This window comes from Amycolatopsis sp. NBC_00345, from assembly GCF_036116635.1.
Taxonomy (GTDB): domain Bacteria; phylum Actinomycetota; class Actinomycetes; order Mycobacteriales; family Pseudonocardiaceae; genus Amycolatopsis.
Window position 1 is genome coordinate 9,052,119 of record NZ_CP107995.1, and the last position, 17,293, is coordinate 9,069,411.

A 17,293-nucleotide genomic window follows, 5' to 3' on the forward strand; every position below is an offset into this window, starting at 1 on the left:
GATGTCGATCTTCATCAACGAGAACAGCAAGGTCATCGTCCAGGGCCTCACCGGCTCCGAGGGCATGAAGCACGCCACCAAGATGCTGAAGTCCGGCACCGACATCGTGGGCGGCGTCAACGCCCGCAAGGCGGGCCAGACGGTCACCATCGAGGGCAAGGACCTCAAGGTCTTCGGCACGGTCGAAGAGGCCATCAAGGAGACCGGCGCCGACGTGTCGGTCATCTTCGTGCCGCCGAAGTTCGCCAAGGACGCCGTGCTCGAGGCCATCGACGCCGAGATCCCGCTGGCCGTGGTCATCACCGAGGGCATCCCGGTGCACGACTCGGCCTACTTCTGGGCCCACGCGGGCGCCAAGGGCAACAAGACCCGCATCATCGGGCCGAACTGCCCCGGCGTGATCACCCCGGGCAAGTCGAACGCCGGCATCATCCCGGCCGACATCTCCGGCCCCGGCGGGATCGGCCTGGTGTCGAAGTCCGGCACGCTGACCTACCAGATGATGTACGAGCTGCGTGACATCGGCTTCTCCACCGCCGTCGGCATCGGCGGCGACCCGATCATCGGCACCACGCACATCGACGCGCTCGAGGCGTTCCAGAACGACCCCGAGACGAAGGTCATCGTGATGATCGGCGAGATCGGCGGCGACGCCGAGGAGCGGGCGGCAGACTACATCAAGGCCAACGTCACCAAGCCGGTCGTCGGCTACGTCGCGGGCTTCACCGCGCCCGAGGGCAAGACGATGGGCCACGCCGGCGCCATCGTCTCCGGCTCCTCCGGCACGGCCGCCGCGAAGAAGGAGGCCCTCGAGGCCGCCGGCGTCAAGGTCGGCAAGACTCCGAGCGAGACCGCTGTGCTCGCACGTGAGCTGTACAACAGCCTGGGCTGACCCGCCGGTCGGCTCAGGCTGACCTGCGATGACACCCTCCCGGAGGCCGGGCACCACGTCGGTGCCCGGCCTCCGGTGTTTCCGGCGGCAACCGATCGGGTGGTCCGCACGTCCAACGGCCCGAACAGGGGTGTGTCCGAATGCGCTAGCGTTCGGGTGCCCGGCCGTCTTCGCCGGACCGGGTTGCCGCACGTCCCGCTACTTGCCGGCCCCAACGACAGGAGAGCTTCCGATGACCTACCCCAGCGGCGGGCCCGGTTACCCCCAGCAGGGTGGCGGTCAGCAGCCCCTTCAGGGCCCGCCCCCGTCCGGCCCGTTCCCGCAGCAGGGCCCGCCCCCGTCGTCGGGCGGCCCGGCGCTGCCGCAGAACCTGCCGACGCTGCTCGCCCTCGTGGTGGCCGTGCTCGGTGTCGTCCAGTACTTCATCGGCTTCTCCGACGAGGCGGGCGACGTCGGCCAGGACACGGTTTTCCTGCTCGTCGGCGGCCTGCTCTCCGCGCTGCACGTGCTGCCGAAGGCCCCGAAGGTGCTGCCGTTCGCCGCGCTGTTCAGCGTGGTCGGCGCGCTCGGGGCGCTGGACACGGTGGTGGCCGAGACGAGCACGCCGGGCATCGTCACCGTCGTGCTGATCCTCGGCATCGTGCAGCTGCTGGTCTCCGTCGGCGGGCTGCTGCTCGAGTACGGCGTGCTCAAGCTGCCGGCGCCGAAGCCGGCCACGCCGCAGTACCACCAGCCGCAGTACGGCCAGTCCGGTCCGGCCGGCCCGTTCGGCCAGCCGCAGCAGTACCAGCCCGGTGCGACGCCGCCGGCTCCCGGCCAGCAGCCGGGCTCGACCCCCGGCCAGCAGCCGGGCGCCACGCCGCCGCCGGGCCCGGGGCAGCAGGCGACCACGTACGCGCCGCAGCAGGGCCAGTTCTTCCAGCAGCCCCCGGCCGACCAGCCGAAGCCAGGCTCGGGCACGGGCACTCCGCCGGGTGGTTTCGGCCAGCAGGGCTGACCGCGGCTCCGGCGAAGCGCCCGAATGCCACATTCGGTGCGTTGAACGCACCCAATGTGGCATTCGGTGCGTTGGACGCAACCAACGCCACATTGGGGCGCTTGTCGCAATCACAACACCCGCTGTGACTCTCCGTGTCACAGCGGGTGTTTTTGTTGTCCTGGGGGACCCGGTCGGGTGGGTTAGGTTCGCCACGCCACCCGGCGGCGGCGTGCCTCACCCGGACGGACCAGCGCGGATGTCATGGTCAACTCATGCAGCTGCTCACCAGTTCCGGACGCCCGCCGGGCGACGGACCGGTGGCGGACTCCCCTGAACTCGCCGCGGAAGTGACTCCGGCGACGCGGGTGCGGGTGTTGTTCTCCGCCGCCGTCGGGCCGCTGATCACGGGATACGCCCTGGTCGCGACCCTGATCGCGCTCGTCACGCTGACCGCCGACCGGTTCTCCGCCGCGGGCGCGCTGCTCACGGCCGGGCCGGGCTGGCTCGCCGCGTACCAGGTGCAGCTCGGCATCGGCGGCCACCCGCTGGGCGTGCTGCCGCTGCTGCCCACGGCCGGTGCCGCGTTGCTGGTCGCGCGGACGGCGTCCGGCGCCGTCCTGCGGCTGGGCTTCACCCGGCCGGGGCAGGCCATCCCGCTGGTCGCCGTGATCGCCGGTGCGCACGCGCTGTTCGGCCTGGTCATCGCGTTGCTCGCGCTCGGCGCGCCGGTGCGGGTGAACCCGGCGCTCGCGTTCGCCGTGCCCGGGGTGCTGGCCGCGCTCGCCGCCACCGCCGGGGTGGTGCGCCGCTGCGGCCTGCCGCACGCCCTCGCCGAACGGCTGGACCCGCTGGCCGCGCGCGGCGTCCGGGCCGGCGCCCTCGGGCTCGCCGCGCTGGTGCTGGTGGGCGCGCTGGTGTTCACGCTCGCCACGGTGCTGTCGATGTCCACTGTGGACGACCTGTTCGAGCCGTCGGTCGGCAGCAGCCTCGGGCTGTTGCTGCTTTCGGTGCTGTACCTGCCCAACGCCGTCGTGGCGGCGCTGTCGTTCGTCACCGGGCCCGGGTTCACGATCGGCTCGCTCGACGTCAGCCTGGTCGGCTACCACGGCGGCGACGTGCCCGCCCTGCCGCTGCTCGGCGGCATCCCCGCGCACGCCGCCGTGTGGTGGCCCGCGCTGCTGGTGCTGCCGGCCGCCGTCGGCGCGCTCGTCGGCTGGTCGGTCCGCCGGGTGGACGACGACCCGGCCGCGCGCATCCGCGTCGTCGCCGTCGCGGGCGCCGTGGTCGGCTTCGGCTGCGTGGTGCTGGGGACGCTCGCGGGCGGACGGCTCGGCGACGGCCCGTTCGACCCGGTCAGCGTGCCTGTCGGCGTCGCCTCGATCGTGGCGTTCTGCTGGATCGTGATCCCGGGCGGGTTCGTGGCGTTCTTCGCCGGGGCACACGCGCCGGCCGCACCGCCGACCACGCTGGACGTCGAGCCCGACGAGGTCTTCGACGACGAGCTGGTCGAGGAAGCCGAAGAGCCCGAGGAGTCCGAAGAGGACACGGCCGAGGACGCGGACACCGAGACCGACGCCGCGTCGGAAGAGCCCGAAGACCCCGATGAGCCGGAGACCGAGCCGGACACAGCCGAGTCCGATGAGTTCGATGAGTTCGACGCCGAGGCCGACGCGGAACTGGGCCTGGAGCAGCCGGAGGACGTGGTCCTCGACGAGCCGGAACCCCTGCTCGAGACGCCCGGCGAGACGCCCGGCGCTGTGACCGGGTCCACCGAGGCCTCCGTCGACGAGAAGCCCCGCGAGGACGACCGTTAGGGTTGGGGTGACCTGCTGAAGCGCCGTGCGCCCGAGGCGTGCCGCCGTGCAAGGAGCCCGTTCTGGCCAGTCGTTTGGACCTGCCCACCCCGGTGAAGATCGTCGTGCTCGCGTCCGGTTCCGGCACACTGCTGCAGGCCCTGCTCGACGCCGTCGCGCGCCCCGGCTTCCCCGCGAACGTCGCCGCGGTCGGTGCCGACCGCACCGGCATCGAGGCGCTGACCAGGGCCGAGCGCGCGGACGTGCCGTCGTTCACCGTCCGCGTCGCCGACCACCCCGACCGCGCGGCCTGGGACCAGGCGCTGACCCAGGCCGTCGCCGTCTACCAGCCCGACCTGGTGGTGTCGGCGGGCTTCATGAAGATCCTCGGCCCCGAGTTCCTGTCCCGGTTCGAGAACCGGGTGGTCAACACACACCCGGCGCTGCTGCCGTCGTTCCCGGGGATGCACGCGGTCGCCGACGCGCTGGCGGCCGGCGTCAAGGTCACCGGGTCGACCGTGCACTTCGTCGACGCGGGGGTGGACACCGGGCCCGTCATCGCCCAGGAGGCGGTGCTGGTGGAGGCCGAGGACACCGAAGACGTCCTGCACGAGCGGATCAAGGCCGTGGAACGCAGGCTGCTGGTTGAAACGATCGAGCGACTCGGCCGTGGTGGCTGCACCGTGGACGGACGAAAGGTGAGGTTTTCGTGAGCACTGCAGAAGGACGACGCCCGGTCCGGCGCGCGCTGATCGGCGTCTCGGACAAGGCCGGCCTGCTCGAGCTCGCGACCGGTCTGCACGCGGCCGGCGTGGAGATCGTGTCGACCGGCGGCACCGCGAAGGTGATCGCGAACGCGGGAGTCCCCGTCACTCCGGTCGAGCAGGTCACCGGGTTCCCGGAGTCGCTCGACGGCCGGGTGAAGACGCTGCACCCGCGCGTGCACGCCGGGCTGCTCGCCGACCGGGGCAACGACGACCACGTGGCGCAGCTCAAGAAGCTCGACATCGCGCCGTTCGACCTGCTCGTGGTGAACCTGTACCCGTTCACGCAGACCGTCGCGTCGGGCGCGAGCCCCGAGGACTGCGTGGAGAACATCGACATCGGCGGCCCGGCGATGGTGCGCGCGGCCGCGAAGAACCACGGCAGCGTCGCGGTGGTCGTGGACCCGGCGCGTTACGCCTGGGTGCTGGAGCGCGTCGCCGAGGGCGGCTTCGAGCTGGCCGACCGTAAGCGGCTCGCGGCGCAGGCGTACGCGCACACGGCGGCGTACGACACGGCTGTCGCTTCGTGGTTCGCGAACACGTACGCGCCCGCGGACGACTCCGGCTTCCCGGACTTCACCGGCGCCACCTGGGAACGCGCGGACGTGCTGCGCTACGGCGAGAACCCGCACCAGAAGGCCGCGCTGTACAAGAGCGCGCAGCCGGGGCTGGCGCACGCCGAGCAGCTGCACGGCAAGGCTATGTCGTACAACAACTACGTCGACACCGACGCCGCCCGGCGCGCCGCGTTCGACTTCGCCGAGCCCGCCGTCGCGATCATCAAGCACGCGAACCCGTGCGGTATCGCGGTGGGCCTGGACGTCGCCGAGGCGCACCGCAAGGCCCACGCGTGCGACCCGGTTTCGGCCTACGGCGGCGTGATCGCCACGAACCGGCCGGTGACGGTCGAGGCCGCGGAGCAGATCGCCGAGGTGTTCACCGAGGTCGTGCTGGCGCCCGACTTCGAGCCGGAGGCGCTGGAAGTCCTGCAGCGCAAGAAGAACGTGCGGCTGCTGAAGCTGCCGGTGATCGAGCGGCCGGCGCCGATCGAGTTCCGGCCGATCTCCGGCGGGGTGCTCGTGCAGACCGTCGACGCGATCGACGCCCCCGGCGACGACCCGGCCAACTGGCAGCTCGCGACCGGCGCCCCGGCCGACGAGCAGACGCTCGCGGACCTCGAATTCGCGTGGCGCTCACTGCGCGCGGTGAAGTCCAACGCGATCCTGCTGGCGCACGAGCGCGCCACGGTCGGCGTCGGCATGGGCCAGGTCAACCGCGTCGACTCCTCGCGGCTGGCGGTCGCTCGCGCGGGCGACCGGGCGAAGGGCTCGGTGGGCGCGTCCGACGCGTTCTTCCCGTTCCCGGACGGGCTCGAGGTGCTGATCGAGGCCGGCGTGCGCGCCGTCGTCCAGCCCGGTGGGTCCATTCGCGACGCCGAGGTGATCGCGGCCGCGGAGGCCGCGGGGATCACGCTGTACCTGACGGGCACACGCCACTTCGCGCACTGACCACAGGTTTTCCGAGGGCCGGCCGGGGTTTCCCGGCCGGCCCTTTTGTCATCCCTCGCGCAGGAGGCCGTAGACGACCACGTCGCGGTTGGCGCCGTCGCGCCAGGCCGCCTGGCACAGCAGGCCTTCGCGGTGGAAGCCGGCCTTCTCCAGCACCCGCTGCTCGGCGACGTTGTCGTCGTCGGTGAACGCCTCCAGCCGGTGCGCGCGGGTGAAGCGGAACAGGTGGTCGACGAGCAGCCGGTGCGCCTTCGTCCCGGTGCCGTGGCCGCGGTGGTCGGGCAGCAGGGTCAGGCCGATCTCGTGGCAGCCGCCGGCCGGCCCGCCGCGGTCGGCGGCCCGCCAGCTGGCCATCCCGGCCAGGGCGCCGTCCACCGTCACGGCGATGAAGCTCGATGCCCCGCCGAGCAGACCGTCCTCGGCGAAGCGGCGGCGGCGCGCCTGCGGATCGGCGAAACCGTTCCACTGGAACGCCCCGAGCACCTCGGGGTCGGTGGCGAACCGGTCGAGGACCGGCAGGTCGTCTTCGGTGAAGGCGCGGAGCGCGATGTGTTTCACTTCAAGCCCACCAGTTTCGTCAGGTAGCGGTCGATCTGATCGAGCGCGGGCGGCCAGTCCAGGTCCGGCTCGTTGATGCGCTGGGAGAGCATGCCGTTGACGGCGGTGCGGAAGTCGATCGTCACGGTGGCGGCGTCACCGGGCGGGGCCACGCCGGCGTCCATGCAGCGCTGGACGGCCGAGCGGGTGCGCTCGAGCAGGACTTCCTTGAACGGCATGCCGAGCCGCCGGTGCACCGTGCTCTCATGGAGCACCTTGTAGAGGCCGGGGTGCGCCTGCGCCCACTCGAACTGCGAGACGGTGCGGGCGCGCAGCTGGGCCGCCGGGTCGCCCTCGTGCGCCCGTTCGGCCTCGTCTCCGCCCTGCACGAGCTCCTCGTTGCAGCGCTGCATGGCGGCGAGCACCAGCGCGTCGCGGTCGGGGAAGTGCAGGTACACCGACGTCGCGGCGATCGACACCTCGCGCGCGACGGCCCGCAGTGACAGCGCCTCGTCGTCGGCCAGCTCTTCGAGCATGCGGACGGCGGCCGTGACGATCTCGTCGCGCAGCAGCTCGCCGTGGCCGCGGGCGTTGGGGCGGCGTCGGGGGGTCTTCTCCATGGCGTCCTCCAGTGTAGCTGGACACCTATCGCGCTACAGGTGTAGCGTCACTTCGGGCTACAGGTGTAGCGCTACGGATGTACAAGACGAGGAGTACTGCTGTGGCAACGGTTTCCGAAGTTATGAGCGATCTTGATCGGCTGACGGCGCTGGACCCGGCGTTCGCGCGGATGGCCGAGGCGACCGCCCGGTTCGTCGGGGCGGTGCCCGGGCTGACCGAGCGGGAGAAGGTGTTCCTGCGTGTGGTCGCGGACGTCTGCCAGCCGAGTCTTGGCCTGCCGTTCGAGGCGCACGTCCGCGCCGGCCTGGCGGCGGGAGTGTCGGTTGTGGACATTCGCACGCTGCTGCGGTTCATCGCCTACGACACGGGTTACCCGGCGGCGGCGGCCGGCTTCGAGCGGCTCGTCGAGCTGGAGGAGACGCTGGGTCTGCCGCGGCCGGAGCTGCCCCTGCCCGCCGAGGACCTGCTGGCGCCGGGGCCCAGCCCGCTGCCGCCGCCGGTGCGGGCGCAGCTGGCCGAGCTGGACCCGCACTTCGCGGAGTTCTTCGACCTGCAGTCGAGGATGCGGACCGACCCCGGTTTCGCCGGCCTGAGTGAGCGGGAGCGCGGATTCGCGACCATGAGCGTCGACATCCACTACCAAACCCTGGGGGAGACTTTCACGGCCCACGTCGGCCGGGCTCTGCGTGGCGGCGCTTCGCCGGACGACGTGCGCTCCGTGCTGCGGTTCAACGCCCAGTTCGGGGCGACGCGGGTTTGGCAGGCTTGGCAGGTGTTGAACGTGTTGCTGGCCGGGTGAGTGGTGGCGGGTCTTGGTGCTGGGGCTGTGGGGCTGGTGCTCTCGCGGCTTCGGTCGCTTCGGTCGCCGCGGTCGTGTGGCGATCGGGGCGTGGTCCGGGTGTGATCTGGAGATGGCTCCGGGTTGGTCCGGCGTGAGGGGGACTTTCGCGCCAGGGTCGATATTCCTTGGCGGACAAGGGAATCCGGGCCGCGTGAGGGTGGACACCCCGCGGCCCGCTTGACAGGGATTCCGGGTCTGAGGTCTACTGGATGCATCGAACAGGTGTTCGATGCAGGGTGTTGGAGCCGCCTTCCCCGCGGTGAAACGGCGCCTCGTCCGTCCCATGGTCCTTCCGGCGTGGGGGCGGGCGGTGCGCCGGTGCGTGTCATGGCGTTCGGCGTCATGGCGTGCCGTGGCGCGACGCACGTCGTGTCCGCGTTCGAGTCGCCGCTTTCGAGCGGTCGCTGGTGAGCGGTCACTTTTGAGTGGCCGCTTTGAGTGACCGCTTTGAATGACACAGGGGAGGTGGATGTGGTGACGGCTGTGGTGGAACCGCCGGTCGCGCGGCTGGCGGCGTTGCCCGGTGTGAGCACGGCGAGCCGGGTGGCGGCCCAGGCCGCGCACGCCAGGACGACGGGAAGGGTGCTCCCGGTGTCCCCGGCGCTGTCCGGTCTGCTGCCCGCCTCGGGGCTCCGGCGCGGGAGCACCGTGGCGGTCCACAGCTCCACCTCGCTGCTCCTCGCCCTGCTCGCCGAGGCCACCGCCGCCGGGTCGTGGGCGGCGGTGGTCGGCGTGCCTTCGCTGGGGGTGGCCGCGGCGGCCGAGCACGGCGTCGCGGTCTCCCGGCTGGCACTGGTCCCACGTCCGGGCGCCGAGTACCCGGCCGTGATGGCCGCCCTCCTCGACGGCGTCGACCTGGTCGTCACCGAGCCCCGCTCGATCCAGCCGTCGATCGCCCGGCGCCTCTCGGCGCGCGCCCGCCACCGTGGCGCCGTCCTGATCTCCCTGGGCCCCTGGCCCGCCGCCGACGTCGAACTCCACTGCGCCCGGGGCCGCTGGTCAGGCCTTTCGCAGGGCAACGGCCATCTGGAGTCCCGCCCCGTCGTGGTCCACGCCGCGGGCCGTGGCGCCGCGGCCCGCCCGCTGTCCGCCTCACTGACCCTGCCCACCCCGGCGGGCCGGGTCGCCCCGGCTCTGGTGGACCCGGTGGCGGAGCCGATGGGGGTGCCGGTGGGGGTGCCGGTGGGGGTGCCGAGCCAGCTGACCCGCGCGGAGGCCGCGGAGGAGACCTTGGCCGCCCCGCCGCACCTGATCCCCGAGGAGGCAGTGGGATGACCACTCCCCGCCCCGGTTTCCACGGGTCTGTCCATCCGGCCGCCGTCGCCGTTCCTGCTGCCGCAATCGCTGCTGCTTCCACGGCCGCTCCCGCAGCTGCTGCCGTTCTCTCCGCCGCCGCCACCGCCACCGTTCCCACCGCCACCGCTGCTGCCATCGTTCCCACCACCACCGCTGTCACCGTTCCCACCACCACCGTTCCCACCACCACCGTTCCCACCACCACCGTTCCCGCCACCACCGTTCCCGCCACCACCACCGTTCCCACCGCCGCTGCCGCCGTCGTTGCTGTCACCGGCACCGTTCCCGCTGCCGCCGCTCCTGCCACCGTTCCCGCTGCTGCTGTCGTTCCCGGGGCCGCCGTTCCGGCTGCTGCCATCGTTCCCACCACCGCTGTCGTTCCCGCCGCCGTTGCCGTCACCGGCACCGTTCCCGCTGCTGCCACTGCCACTGCCACTGCCCCTCCCACTGTCGTCGCCTCACTCCGCGGTACCCGGGTGACTGCTCACCACGTCGGCCCACGCCCCGCCCGTCCCGGCGCTGCCCGAACCGCTGATGTCCGTACCCGCGCCGGATCCCGCCGCCGGACCACATCCGTCCACAATGCACACTCGCGCGGGGTGGTGACCTCATGAGCACCTTGCCCACCCGCCTGCTGGTCCTCTGGTGCCCGGACTGGCCGGCCGTCGCGGCGGTGGCCGCGGGCGGGGTGGCGGTGACGAGGCCCGCCGCGGTGTTCCTGGCGAACCGCGTCGTGGCGTGCACGGCCGTGGCGCGGGCCCGCGGGGTCCGCCGGGGGATGCGGCGGCGCGAGGCGGAGTCCCGGTGCCCCGAGCTGGCCGTGTTCGGAGCGGACGACGGGCGGGACGCGCGGCTGTTCGAGGCCGTCGCGAGGGCGGTCGAGGAACTGGTCGTCGGGCTGGAAGTGGTGCGGCCCGGGTTGATCGCGGTGCCCGTGTCCGGCGCGGCGGGGTACTTCGGCGGCGAGATCCGGCTCGCCGAGAAGCTGCTGGACCAGGTCGCCGCCGAGGCCGGGGTCGAATGCCAGGTCGGGGTCGCGGAGGGGCTGTTCGCCGCGACCATCGCGGCCCGGCACGGCGAGTTCGTCGAGCACGGGGAGGCGGCCGCGTTCCTCGCGCCGCTGCCGGTCGCCGAGCTCGACCAGCCGGGCAGCGACCGCGCGGAACTCGTCGGCCTGCTCACCCGCCTCGGCCTGCGCACGCTCGGTGCCTTCGCCGCGCTCACCGAACGCGACGTGCTGGCCCGCTTCGCGTTCGACGGCGTCCTCGCGCACCGGCTCGCCCGCGGCCTGTCGGAGCGGCCGCCGTTGCGTCGCCGTCCTCCGCCGGAGTTGTCGCTGACCGAGTCGTTCGACCCGGTGCTGGAGCGGGTCGACGTCGCCGCGTTCGTGGCCCAGAGCATCGGTGTCCGGTTCCACGCGGGCCTCGCCGAGCGTGGCCTGGCCTGCACCCGGCTCGGGATCTACGCCATCACCGAGTCCGGCGAGCAGCTCGGCCGCGTCTGGCGTTGCGCGGAACCCCTGACGCCGCAAGGAGTTTCCGACCGGGTGCGCTGGCAGTTCGAGGGCTGGCTGCGGGCCGCACCCGGTTCGCGGCCCACCTCGGGCGTCGCCCGGCTGACCTTGGAGCCGCAGGAGACCGTCGAGGGCCGGTCCCTGCAGCTCGGCCTCTGGCGTGGCGGCAACCCGGCCGCGGGCCCCGACGAGGACGAGGAGCTGACGCTGGAACGCGCCGGTCGCGCCTTCGTCCGGGTCCAGGGCTTGCTCGGACCGGAGGGGGTCGTCACGCCACTCCTCGACGGCGGGCGCGACCCCGCGGGCCGGGTCCGCCTCGTCCCGTGGGGAGACGCCCGTGACCCGGTTTCGCCCCCGGACGCGCCGATGCTCGCCCCGCCGACACCGCCCCGCGAAGGCTGGAGCCACGACAACGGCCCCACCGCCTGGGGCGAAGCACTCGGCGCAACCTGGCCGGGCCGCCTGCCGACGCCCTCGCCGGCGACGGTGCTCGTCCGGCCACTGCCCGCCGAGGTCGTCGACGCCGAAGGGCAGCTCGTGGGCCTGACTGCCCACCGTCGCCTGACCGCGTCCCCGAGCCGCCTCAGCATTCTCGGCGAGCCGTCGAGGATGGTGCTCGACTGGTCGCGGGTCTGGCCGATGACCAGGGTGGCCAACCGCGCGCCGGGCCCCCCGCGCGCCCGGGTGCAGATGCTGATCGCCGGTGCCCCGGACGAGCCGCCCGAGGCGGTCCTGCTCCTGTGCGCGGGCATCGAAAATCCACTGTGGACAGTAGAGGGAGTGTACGACTAGGTGAACGACGACTACGTGCGCCAGGTCCTGGCCTGGCTGCGCTCCGCACTCCCGCTCCGGCCGGAGATCCTGGACACGGCCTGGTCGAGCCGCGCCCGCCTGCCCGCGATTCCGCGGCAGGGGGAGAGGCCGGACGGCGCCGGTGCACGCCTGCCCGCAGTCCCGCCCCGAGGGGAGAGGTCGGACGATGCTGGTGCCCGTCTGCCCGCGGTCCCGCCCCGAGAGGAGAAGCCGGACGGAGCCGGTCGTCTGCCCGCAGTCCCGCAGCAGGGGGAGGGGCCGGGTAGGGCCGGTGTTCGCCCGCTCACGATCTCGCCGCAGGAGGTAGGTCTGGGAGAGGTCGGTGCCCGCCTGCCTGCGATCCCGCCCCGAGGAGAGCGGCCGGACGGCGCCGGTGTTCGCCTGCCCACGATCCCGCCGCAGAGGGCAAGGCTCGATGGTGCCCGTGCCCGCCCGCTTGTGGTTCCGCCGCAAGGGAAACGGCAACCCGGCGCTCGGACGCCGGTGGTACCGGTTCGGCGCGAGCGTCGGGAAGGACCGGGCGCCCCCAACCCCAACTTCCTCATCCCATCTCCCCGGCTCCCGTCAGAGAGATAGGTCGGACAGATGGGCTGGAACAATCCACCGGTTCCGTGGAAGGACCTCGCCCGGGCGTTGTCCGGTGCCTTGCCGCCCGGGGACCATGGGGACAGTCCGGCCTGGGGGAGGCGCCGTGACGGGTACCAGCGGCCCGAGCGGGTGGCGCCGCCGCGGAGTGATCTCGAGGTGGCCAGGGCGCGGGTGCCGTATGCCGAGTTGCACTGCCACTCCAACTTCAGCTTCCTCGACGGTGCCAACCATCCCGAGGAGCTCGTCGAGGAGGCCTTGCGGCTCGGGCTCGATGCGATCGCGCTGACCGACCACGATGGGATGTACGGCGTCGTCCGGTTTGCCGAGGCGGCGAAGGAGCTGGGCGTCGCGACGGTGTTCGGGACTGAGCTGAGTTTCGGGCTTTCCGGGCCGCAGAACGGTGACGCCGATCCCGAGGGCGCGCACCTCCTGCTGCTGGCCCGCGGCGACCAGGGGTACCGCAGCCTGTGCCGCGCCATCACCGCCGGGCAGATGCGCGGGCACGACGGCCGCACCGCACCCGAGCTGCACGCCGAGAAGGGGCGGCCGGTCTATCAGTTGCGCGAGGTCGCCGAGGAGGTCGCCGGGCAGTGCGCCGTGCTCACCGGGTGCCGCAAGGGCTCGGTCCGCACGGCGCTCGTCACCCACGGGCCCGCCGCCGCGGCCGAGCGGCTGCGGGAACTCGTGGAGCTTTTCGGCCGTGACAACGTGTACGTCGAGCTGACCGACCTCGGCCTGCCGCTCGACGACACGCACAACGACCTGCTCGCCAAGATGGCCCGGGATTTCAGCCTGCCCACCGTGGCGACCACCGCCGCCCACTACGCCTGGCCGGAGCGAGGTGCGCTCGCCGACGCGCTCGCGGCCATCCGCGCGCGCCGCAGCATCGAGGAGCTGGAGCCCTGGCTGCCGCCGGACTCCATGGCGTTCCTGCGTTCCGGCGCGGAGATGGCCGAGATCTTCGAGCGTTACCCCGGCGCCGTCCAGCGGTCCGCGCTGCTCGGCCGCGAGTGCGCCTTCGAACTGCACCACCTCAAGCCGAAGCTGCCGCCGTTCGACCTGCCGGACGGGCGCACCGAGGCGGAGCACCTGCGCGTCCTCACCATGAAGGGCGCGGAGGAGCACTTCGGCGGCAAAGACCACAAAGAACGCGCGTACCAACAGCTGGAGCACGAGCTGAAGATCATCGAGGACCTGAAGTTCCCCGGCTACTTCCTGATCGTGCACGACATCGTCGAGTTCTGCCGCCAGGCGGACATCCTTTGCCAGGGCCGGGGATCCGCGGCGAACTCGGCCGTCTGCTACGCGCTCGGCATCACCAAGATCGACCCGGTCCAGTACAAGCTGCTCTTCGAACGGTTCCTCGCCCCGGACCGCGACGGCTACCCGGACATCGACCTCGACATCGAGTCCGACCGCCGTGAGGAGGCCATCCAGCACGTCTACACGAAGTACGGCCGGCTCAACACCGCGCAGGTCGCCAACGTGATCACCTACCGCGCCCGCTCGGCGATCCGTGACGCCGCCCGCGCGCTCGGCTACTCACCCGGCCAGCAGGACGCGTGGGGCAAGCAGATCGACCGCTGGGGTTCGTTGCGCAGCACCGAAAAGGACCACGACCACGACATCCCCGACGACGTCGTCCAGCTCGCGTTCGCGCTCGAGGACTTCCCGCGGCACCTGGGCATCCACTCCGGCGGCATGGTGATCTGCCACGAGCCGGTGAGCCAGATCTGCCCCGTCGAGTGGGCGCGGATGCCCGGCCGCAGCGTGGTGCAGTGGGAGAAGGAGGACTGCGCCACGGCCGGGCTGGTCAAGTTCGACCTGCTGGGCCTCGGCATGCTCTCGGCGCTGCACTACATGCTCGACCTGATCCGCGACTACAAGGATGTGCACGTCGACCTCGCCGACCTCGACCTGACGGACCAGAAAATCTACGACATGCTCTGCCGCGCCGACGCGATCGGCGTGTTCCAGGTGGAGAGCCGCGCACAGCTGGCTACGCTGCCCCGGCTGCGGCCGCGGGAGTTCTACGACCTCGCGGTGGAGGTCGCGCTCATCCGCCCCGGCCCGATCCAGGGCGGCTCGGTGCACCCGTACATCCGCCGCGCGCAAGGCCGCGAAAAGTGGGACTACGACCACCCACTGCTGGAGAACGCGTTGCACAAGACCAAAGGCGTCCCGCTGTTCCAGGAGCAGATGATGCAGATCGCCCTGGACGTCGGGGGTTTCACCGCCGCGGAGGCCGACCAGCTGCGCCACGCGATGGGCTCCAAGCGGTCGGTGCGGAAGATGGAACGGCTGCGGCAGCGGTTCCTCGACGGCGCCGTGGCCAACGGCGTCGAGCTGGAGCTGGCGGAGCAGATCTTCCTGAAGCTCAAGGCGTTCGCGAACTTCGGCTTCCCGGAGAGCCACGCGCTGAGCTTCGCGCACATCGTGTTCTCCAGCGCGTACTTCAAGTACTACCACCCGGACGCCTTCTGCGCGGGGCTGCTGCGCGCGCAGCCGATGGGCTTCTACTCGCCGCAATCACTGGTGGCCGACGCGCGCCGGCACGGCGTCACCGTGCTCGGCCCGGACATCAACCTCAGCCTGCCGCACGCCACGCTGGAACCCTTGCCGGACAAGGGAGAGCTGCGGGCCGTGCGCAACGGGATCGGCACCGTCCGCACGGTCGGCACCGCGGTCGCCGAGCAGATCGTGGCCGAGCGCGAGGAGCACGGGCCGTACGCGAGCATGTCCGACCTCGCCCGCCGGGTGCGGCTCACCACGCCGCAGCTGGAGGCGCTCGCCACGGCGGGCGCGTTCGCCGGTTTCGGCCCCGACCGTCGCCAGGCGCTGTGGTCGGCGGGCGCGGCGGCCCAGGACCGGCCGGAGAAGCTGCCCGGCACGGGCACCGGGGTCGACGCGCCGACGCTGCCGGGCATGGACGCGCTGGACGTCGCCGCCGCGGACGTCTGGGCCACCGGCCTCTCACCGGACAGCTACCCGACGCAGTTCATCCGCGAACGCCTCGACGCGCTCGGCGTGGTCACCGCCGACCGGTTGCTGGGGTTGGAGGACGGCGACCGCGTGCTCGTGGGCGGCGCCGTCACGCACCGCCAGCGCCCGGCCACCGCCGGCGGCGTCACCTTCATCAACCTCGAAGACGAGACGGGCATGGTCAACGTCATCTGCACACTCGGCCTGTGGCAGCGCTTCCACCGCGTCGCGCGCTCCAGCGCGGCGCTGCTGGTCCACGGCGTCCTCGAAAAGGCGGACGGGGTGGCGAGCGTCCGGGCCCTCAAGCTCGAGCCCTTGCCCCTGCGCATCACGGCGAAGTCCCGTGATTTCCGCTGAGCGCGTGGCCGGTGCTGTTCAGATCGGTCGGGGCGGCGCCTGCAGACCGGAGAAAACGGCGGCGATCAGGCGTCGTCCCTGAGCCATGCCGTCGTCGTTGTCCGCCACCCGCCACAGGAAGCTCATCAGCATGATGATGTCGGCGGGGTCGTGCCCGGCGGCGATGCTCCCCTCGGCCACGCAGGCGTCGACCAGCTTGGCCACCGCCGCGGTGGTCGGCGCCCAGGAGGCGCTGATCACGTCCTGGGCCGCGGCGCTGTGCAGCGCGTCGCCAAGGCCGTGCTTGATGCGGATGTAGGCCGACAGGGTCTCGAACCATTCGACGAACGCGGCTTTGGCCGACGAGTGGCGGGCCAGCACCTGGTCGGCGGTGGTGGTCAGGCGTTCGATGTCGTGCTGGTAGGCCGCGAGGATCAGGTCCTCCCGGGTGGGGAAGTGGCGGTAGAGCGTCCCGGCGCCGACGCCCGCCCGCTTGGCGACCTCGCTCAGCGGCACGAGCGGGTTGTCCGCGAACAGCTCGTGGGCGGCCTCGATGATCGCGACACGGTTGCGCGCGGCGGCCTTGCGCTGGGTGCCGTAGGTGCTCGGCGTCTGGTCGGTCATCACTTGATGATGCCTGCCCTTTGACTTGCGGACAATCCTCCGCTAGTTTCAACGGTACTTGCGGAGAATCCTCCGCAAGTTTCCCTCGGCAGGAGCCACCCATGCGTTACGTGAAACTCGGCCGCACCGGCTTGGACGTCTCGCCCGTCGCCATCGGTGCGATGACCTACGGCGAGCCCGGCCGCGGCCACCCCGTCTGGTCGCTGGGGGAGGAAGACGCCCGCCCCCTGGTCAAGCACGCCGTGGACGCCGGCATCAACTTCTTCGACACCGCCAACATGTACTCGAACGGGTCCAGCGAGGAGATCCTCGGCCGCGCGCTGCGCGACTTCGCGAACCGCGACGACGTGGTGATCGCGACCAAGCTGCGGCATCCCATGCGTCCCGGCCCGAACGGGAAAGGCTTGTCGCGCAAGGCGATCATGACCGAGGCCGACCATTCGCTGCGGCGGCTCGGCACCGACTACATCGACCTCTACCAGGTGCACCGCAACGACCACGCGACCCCGCTGGAGGAAACCCTCGAAGCGCTGCACGACCTGGTCAAGGCCGGCAAAGTCCGCTACCTCGGCGCGTCGTCCATGTTCGCCGGGGAGTTCGCCAAGGCCCTGCACCTGCAGAAGCAGAACGGCTGGGCGCGGTTCGTGTCCATGCAGGACCACTACAACCTGCTCGCCCGTGAAGAAGAACGCGAGATGATCCCGCTGTGCCTGGACGAGGGCGTCGGCACCATCATCTGGAGCCCGCTCGCCCGCGGCCGGCTGGCCCGGGCCTGGGACGACGCGAAGTCCACCGCCCGCTCCGGAAGCGACGGCTCCTACGCCGACGCGCTCTACTCGCCCGAGCAGGAGACGTCCAACCACGCCATCATCGACGCGGTCGGCCAGGTCGCGGCCGCCCACGGCGTGAGCCGCGCGTCCGTCGCACTGGCCTGGCTGCACCGTCAGCCGGTCGTCACCGCCCCGCTGGTCGGCGCCGGTTCCATCACGCAGCTCGACGCCGCGATCGCTTCGCTGGACGTCGAGCTCACCGACGAGGACGTCCGCGCCCTCACCGCCCCCTACACGCCGCGCTACGACTGGCAGGGCGTCTCCGATGAGGAGACCCTGAACGCGATCCGCGCCCGTATCCCGGGAATGGCCCTGAGTTGAGGCCGAACACCGAGCAGAGCGAGGCAACGAGATGACGCAGGTTCTGGTCACCGGC

The 17,293-nt window shown here is 72.0% G+C and carries 13 protein-coding genes; 10 read left to right on the forward strand and 3 right to left on the reverse strand.

Annotated features, from left to right (window positions below; translation table 11 throughout):
- The first annotated feature begins 1 nt into the window (after position 1).
- The 5 genes from sucD (at position 2) to purH (ending at position 5,936) form a co-directional block, all read left to right on the forward strand.
- Positions 2 to 892 (forward strand): succinate--CoA ligase subunit alpha, encoded by an 891-nt coding sequence (sucD, locus tag OG943_RS41250; protein ID WP_328606302.1) that lies wholly within the window; start codon positions 2 to 4, stop codon positions 890 to 892.
- Between the two features lie 232 nt (positions 893 to 1,124).
- Positions 1,125 to 1,889: a DUF5336 domain-containing protein gene (locus OG943_RS41255; RefSeq protein ID WP_328606303.1), complete on the forward strand. Its 765-nt coding sequence runs from the start codon at positions 1,125 to 1,127 to the stop codon at positions 1,887 to 1,889.
- Between the two features lie 254 nt (positions 1,890 to 2,143).
- Entirely contained in the window at positions 2,144 to 3,685 is a 1,542-nt protein-coding gene (locus OG943_RS41260) for a cell division protein PerM (protein WP_328606304.1), read from the forward strand.
- A gap of 74 nt (positions 3,686 to 3,759) precedes the next feature.
- Positions 3,760 to 4,377, forward strand: coding sequence for a phosphoribosylglycinamide formyltransferase (gene purN / locus OG943_RS41265; RefSeq protein WP_328606305.1), 618 nt, complete (start codon positions 3,760 to 3,762; stop codon positions 4,375 to 4,377).
- The gene (purH, locus tag OG943_RS41270; RefSeq protein ID WP_328606306.1) at positions 4,374 to 5,936 is read left to right on the forward strand and encodes a bifunctional phosphoribosylaminoimidazolecarboxamide formyltransferase/IMP cyclohydrolase; all 1,563 of its coding nucleotides are present in this window, start codon (positions 4,374 to 4,376) and stop codon (positions 5,934 to 5,936) included. Before purN ends, purH begins: the two co-directional genes overlap by 4 nt.
- A 48-nt stretch (positions 5,937 to 5,984) precedes the next feature.
- Here the strand turns inward: purH and OG943_RS41275 are convergent, their stop codons facing one another.
- Together OG943_RS41275 and OG943_RS41280 are read right to left on the reverse strand one after the other, a co-directional pair.
- Positions 5,985 to 6,494: a GNAT family N-acetyltransferase gene (locus OG943_RS41275; RefSeq protein ID WP_328606307.1), complete on the reverse strand. Its 510-nt coding sequence runs from the start codon at positions 6,492 to 6,494 to the stop codon at positions 5,985 to 5,987.
- The gene (locus OG943_RS41280; protein ID WP_328606308.1) at positions 6,491 to 7,093 is read right to left on the reverse strand and encodes a TetR/AcrR family transcriptional regulator; all 603 of its coding nucleotides are present in this window, start codon (positions 7,091 to 7,093) and stop codon (positions 6,491 to 6,493) included. Before OG943_RS41280 ends, OG943_RS41275 begins: the two co-directional genes overlap by 4 nt.
- Before the next feature lie 122 nt (positions 7,094 to 7,215).
- Between OG943_RS41280 and OG943_RS41285 the strand changes: the two genes are divergently transcribed.
- The 4 genes from OG943_RS41285 to OG943_RS41300 all read left to right on the forward strand — a co-directional run bounded on the left by OG943_RS41285 (position 7,216) and on the right by OG943_RS41300 (position 15,484).
- Positions 7,216 to 7,893: a carboxymuconolactone decarboxylase family protein gene (locus tag OG943_RS41285; protein WP_328606309.1), complete on the forward strand. Its 678-nt coding sequence runs from the start codon at positions 7,216 to 7,218 to the stop codon at positions 7,891 to 7,893.
- Positions 7,894 to 8,409: 516 nt separating this feature from the next.
- The gene (locus OG943_RS41290) at positions 8,410 to 9,210 is read left to right on the forward strand and encodes a hypothetical protein (protein ID WP_328606310.1); all 801 of its coding nucleotides are present in this window, start codon (positions 8,410 to 8,412) and stop codon (positions 9,208 to 9,210) included.
- Positions 9,211 to 9,841: 631 nt separating this feature from the next.
- The gene (locus OG943_RS41295; RefSeq protein WP_328606311.1) at positions 9,842 to 11,536 is read left to right on the forward strand and encodes a DNA polymerase Y family protein; all 1,695 of its coding nucleotides are present in this window, start codon (positions 9,842 to 9,844) and stop codon (positions 11,534 to 11,536) included.
- A 606-nt stretch (positions 11,537 to 12,142) separates the two neighbouring features.
- Positions 12,143 to 15,484 (forward strand): error-prone DNA polymerase, encoded by a 3,342-nt coding sequence (locus OG943_RS41300; RefSeq protein ID WP_328606312.1) that lies wholly within the window; start codon positions 12,143 to 12,145, stop codon positions 15,482 to 15,484.
- Between the two features lie 18 nt (positions 15,485 to 15,502).
- Here the strand turns inward: OG943_RS41300 and OG943_RS41305 are convergent, their stop codons facing one another.
- Entirely contained in the window at positions 15,503 to 16,087 is a 585-nt protein-coding gene (locus OG943_RS41305) for a TetR/AcrR family transcriptional regulator (RefSeq protein WP_328606313.1), read from the reverse strand.
- Positions 16,088 to 16,188: 101 nt separating this feature from the next.
- On the opposite strand from OG943_RS41305, the gene OG943_RS41310 reads away from it, so the two are divergent.
- Positions 16,189 to 17,238, forward strand: coding sequence for an aldo/keto reductase (locus tag OG943_RS41310; protein ID WP_328606314.1), 1,050 nt, complete (start codon positions 16,189 to 16,191; stop codon positions 17,236 to 17,238).
- Positions 17,239 to 17,293 lie beyond the last annotated feature (55 nt).

Coding starts and splice junctions, on each gene's coding strand:
- sucD (WP_328606302.1), top strand. CDS start 2: ATGTCGATCTTCATCAACGAGAACAGCAAGGTCATCGTCCAGGGCCTC.
- OG943_RS41255 (WP_328606303.1), top strand. CDS start 1,125: ATGACCTACCCCAGCGGCGGGCCCGGTTACCCCCAGCAGGGTGGCGGT.
- OG943_RS41260 (WP_328606304.1), top strand. CDS start 2,144: ATGCAGCTGCTCACCAGTTCCGGACGCCCGCCGGGCGACGGACCGGTG.
- OG943_RS41280 (WP_328606308.1), bottom strand. CDS start 7,093: ATGGAGAAGACCCCCCGACGCCGCCCCAACGCCCGCGGCCACGGCGAG.
- OG943_RS41285 (WP_328606309.1), top strand. CDS start 7,216: ATGAGCGATCTTGATCGGCTGACGGCGCTGGACCCGGCGTTCGCGCGG.
- OG943_RS41295 (WP_328606311.1), top strand. CDS start 9,842: ATGAGCACCTTGCCCACCCGCCTGCTGGTCCTCTGGTGCCCGGACTGG.
- OG943_RS41300 (WP_328606312.1), top strand. CDS start 12,143: ATGGGCTGGAACAATCCACCGGTTCCGTGGAAGGACCTCGCCCGGGCG.
- OG943_RS41305 (WP_328606313.1), bottom strand. CDS start 16,087: ATGACCGACCAGACGCCGAGCACCTACGGCACCCAGCGCAAGGCCGCC.
- OG943_RS41310 (WP_328606314.1), top strand. CDS start 16,189: ATGCGTTACGTGAAACTCGGCCGCACCGGCTTGGACGTCTCGCCCGTC.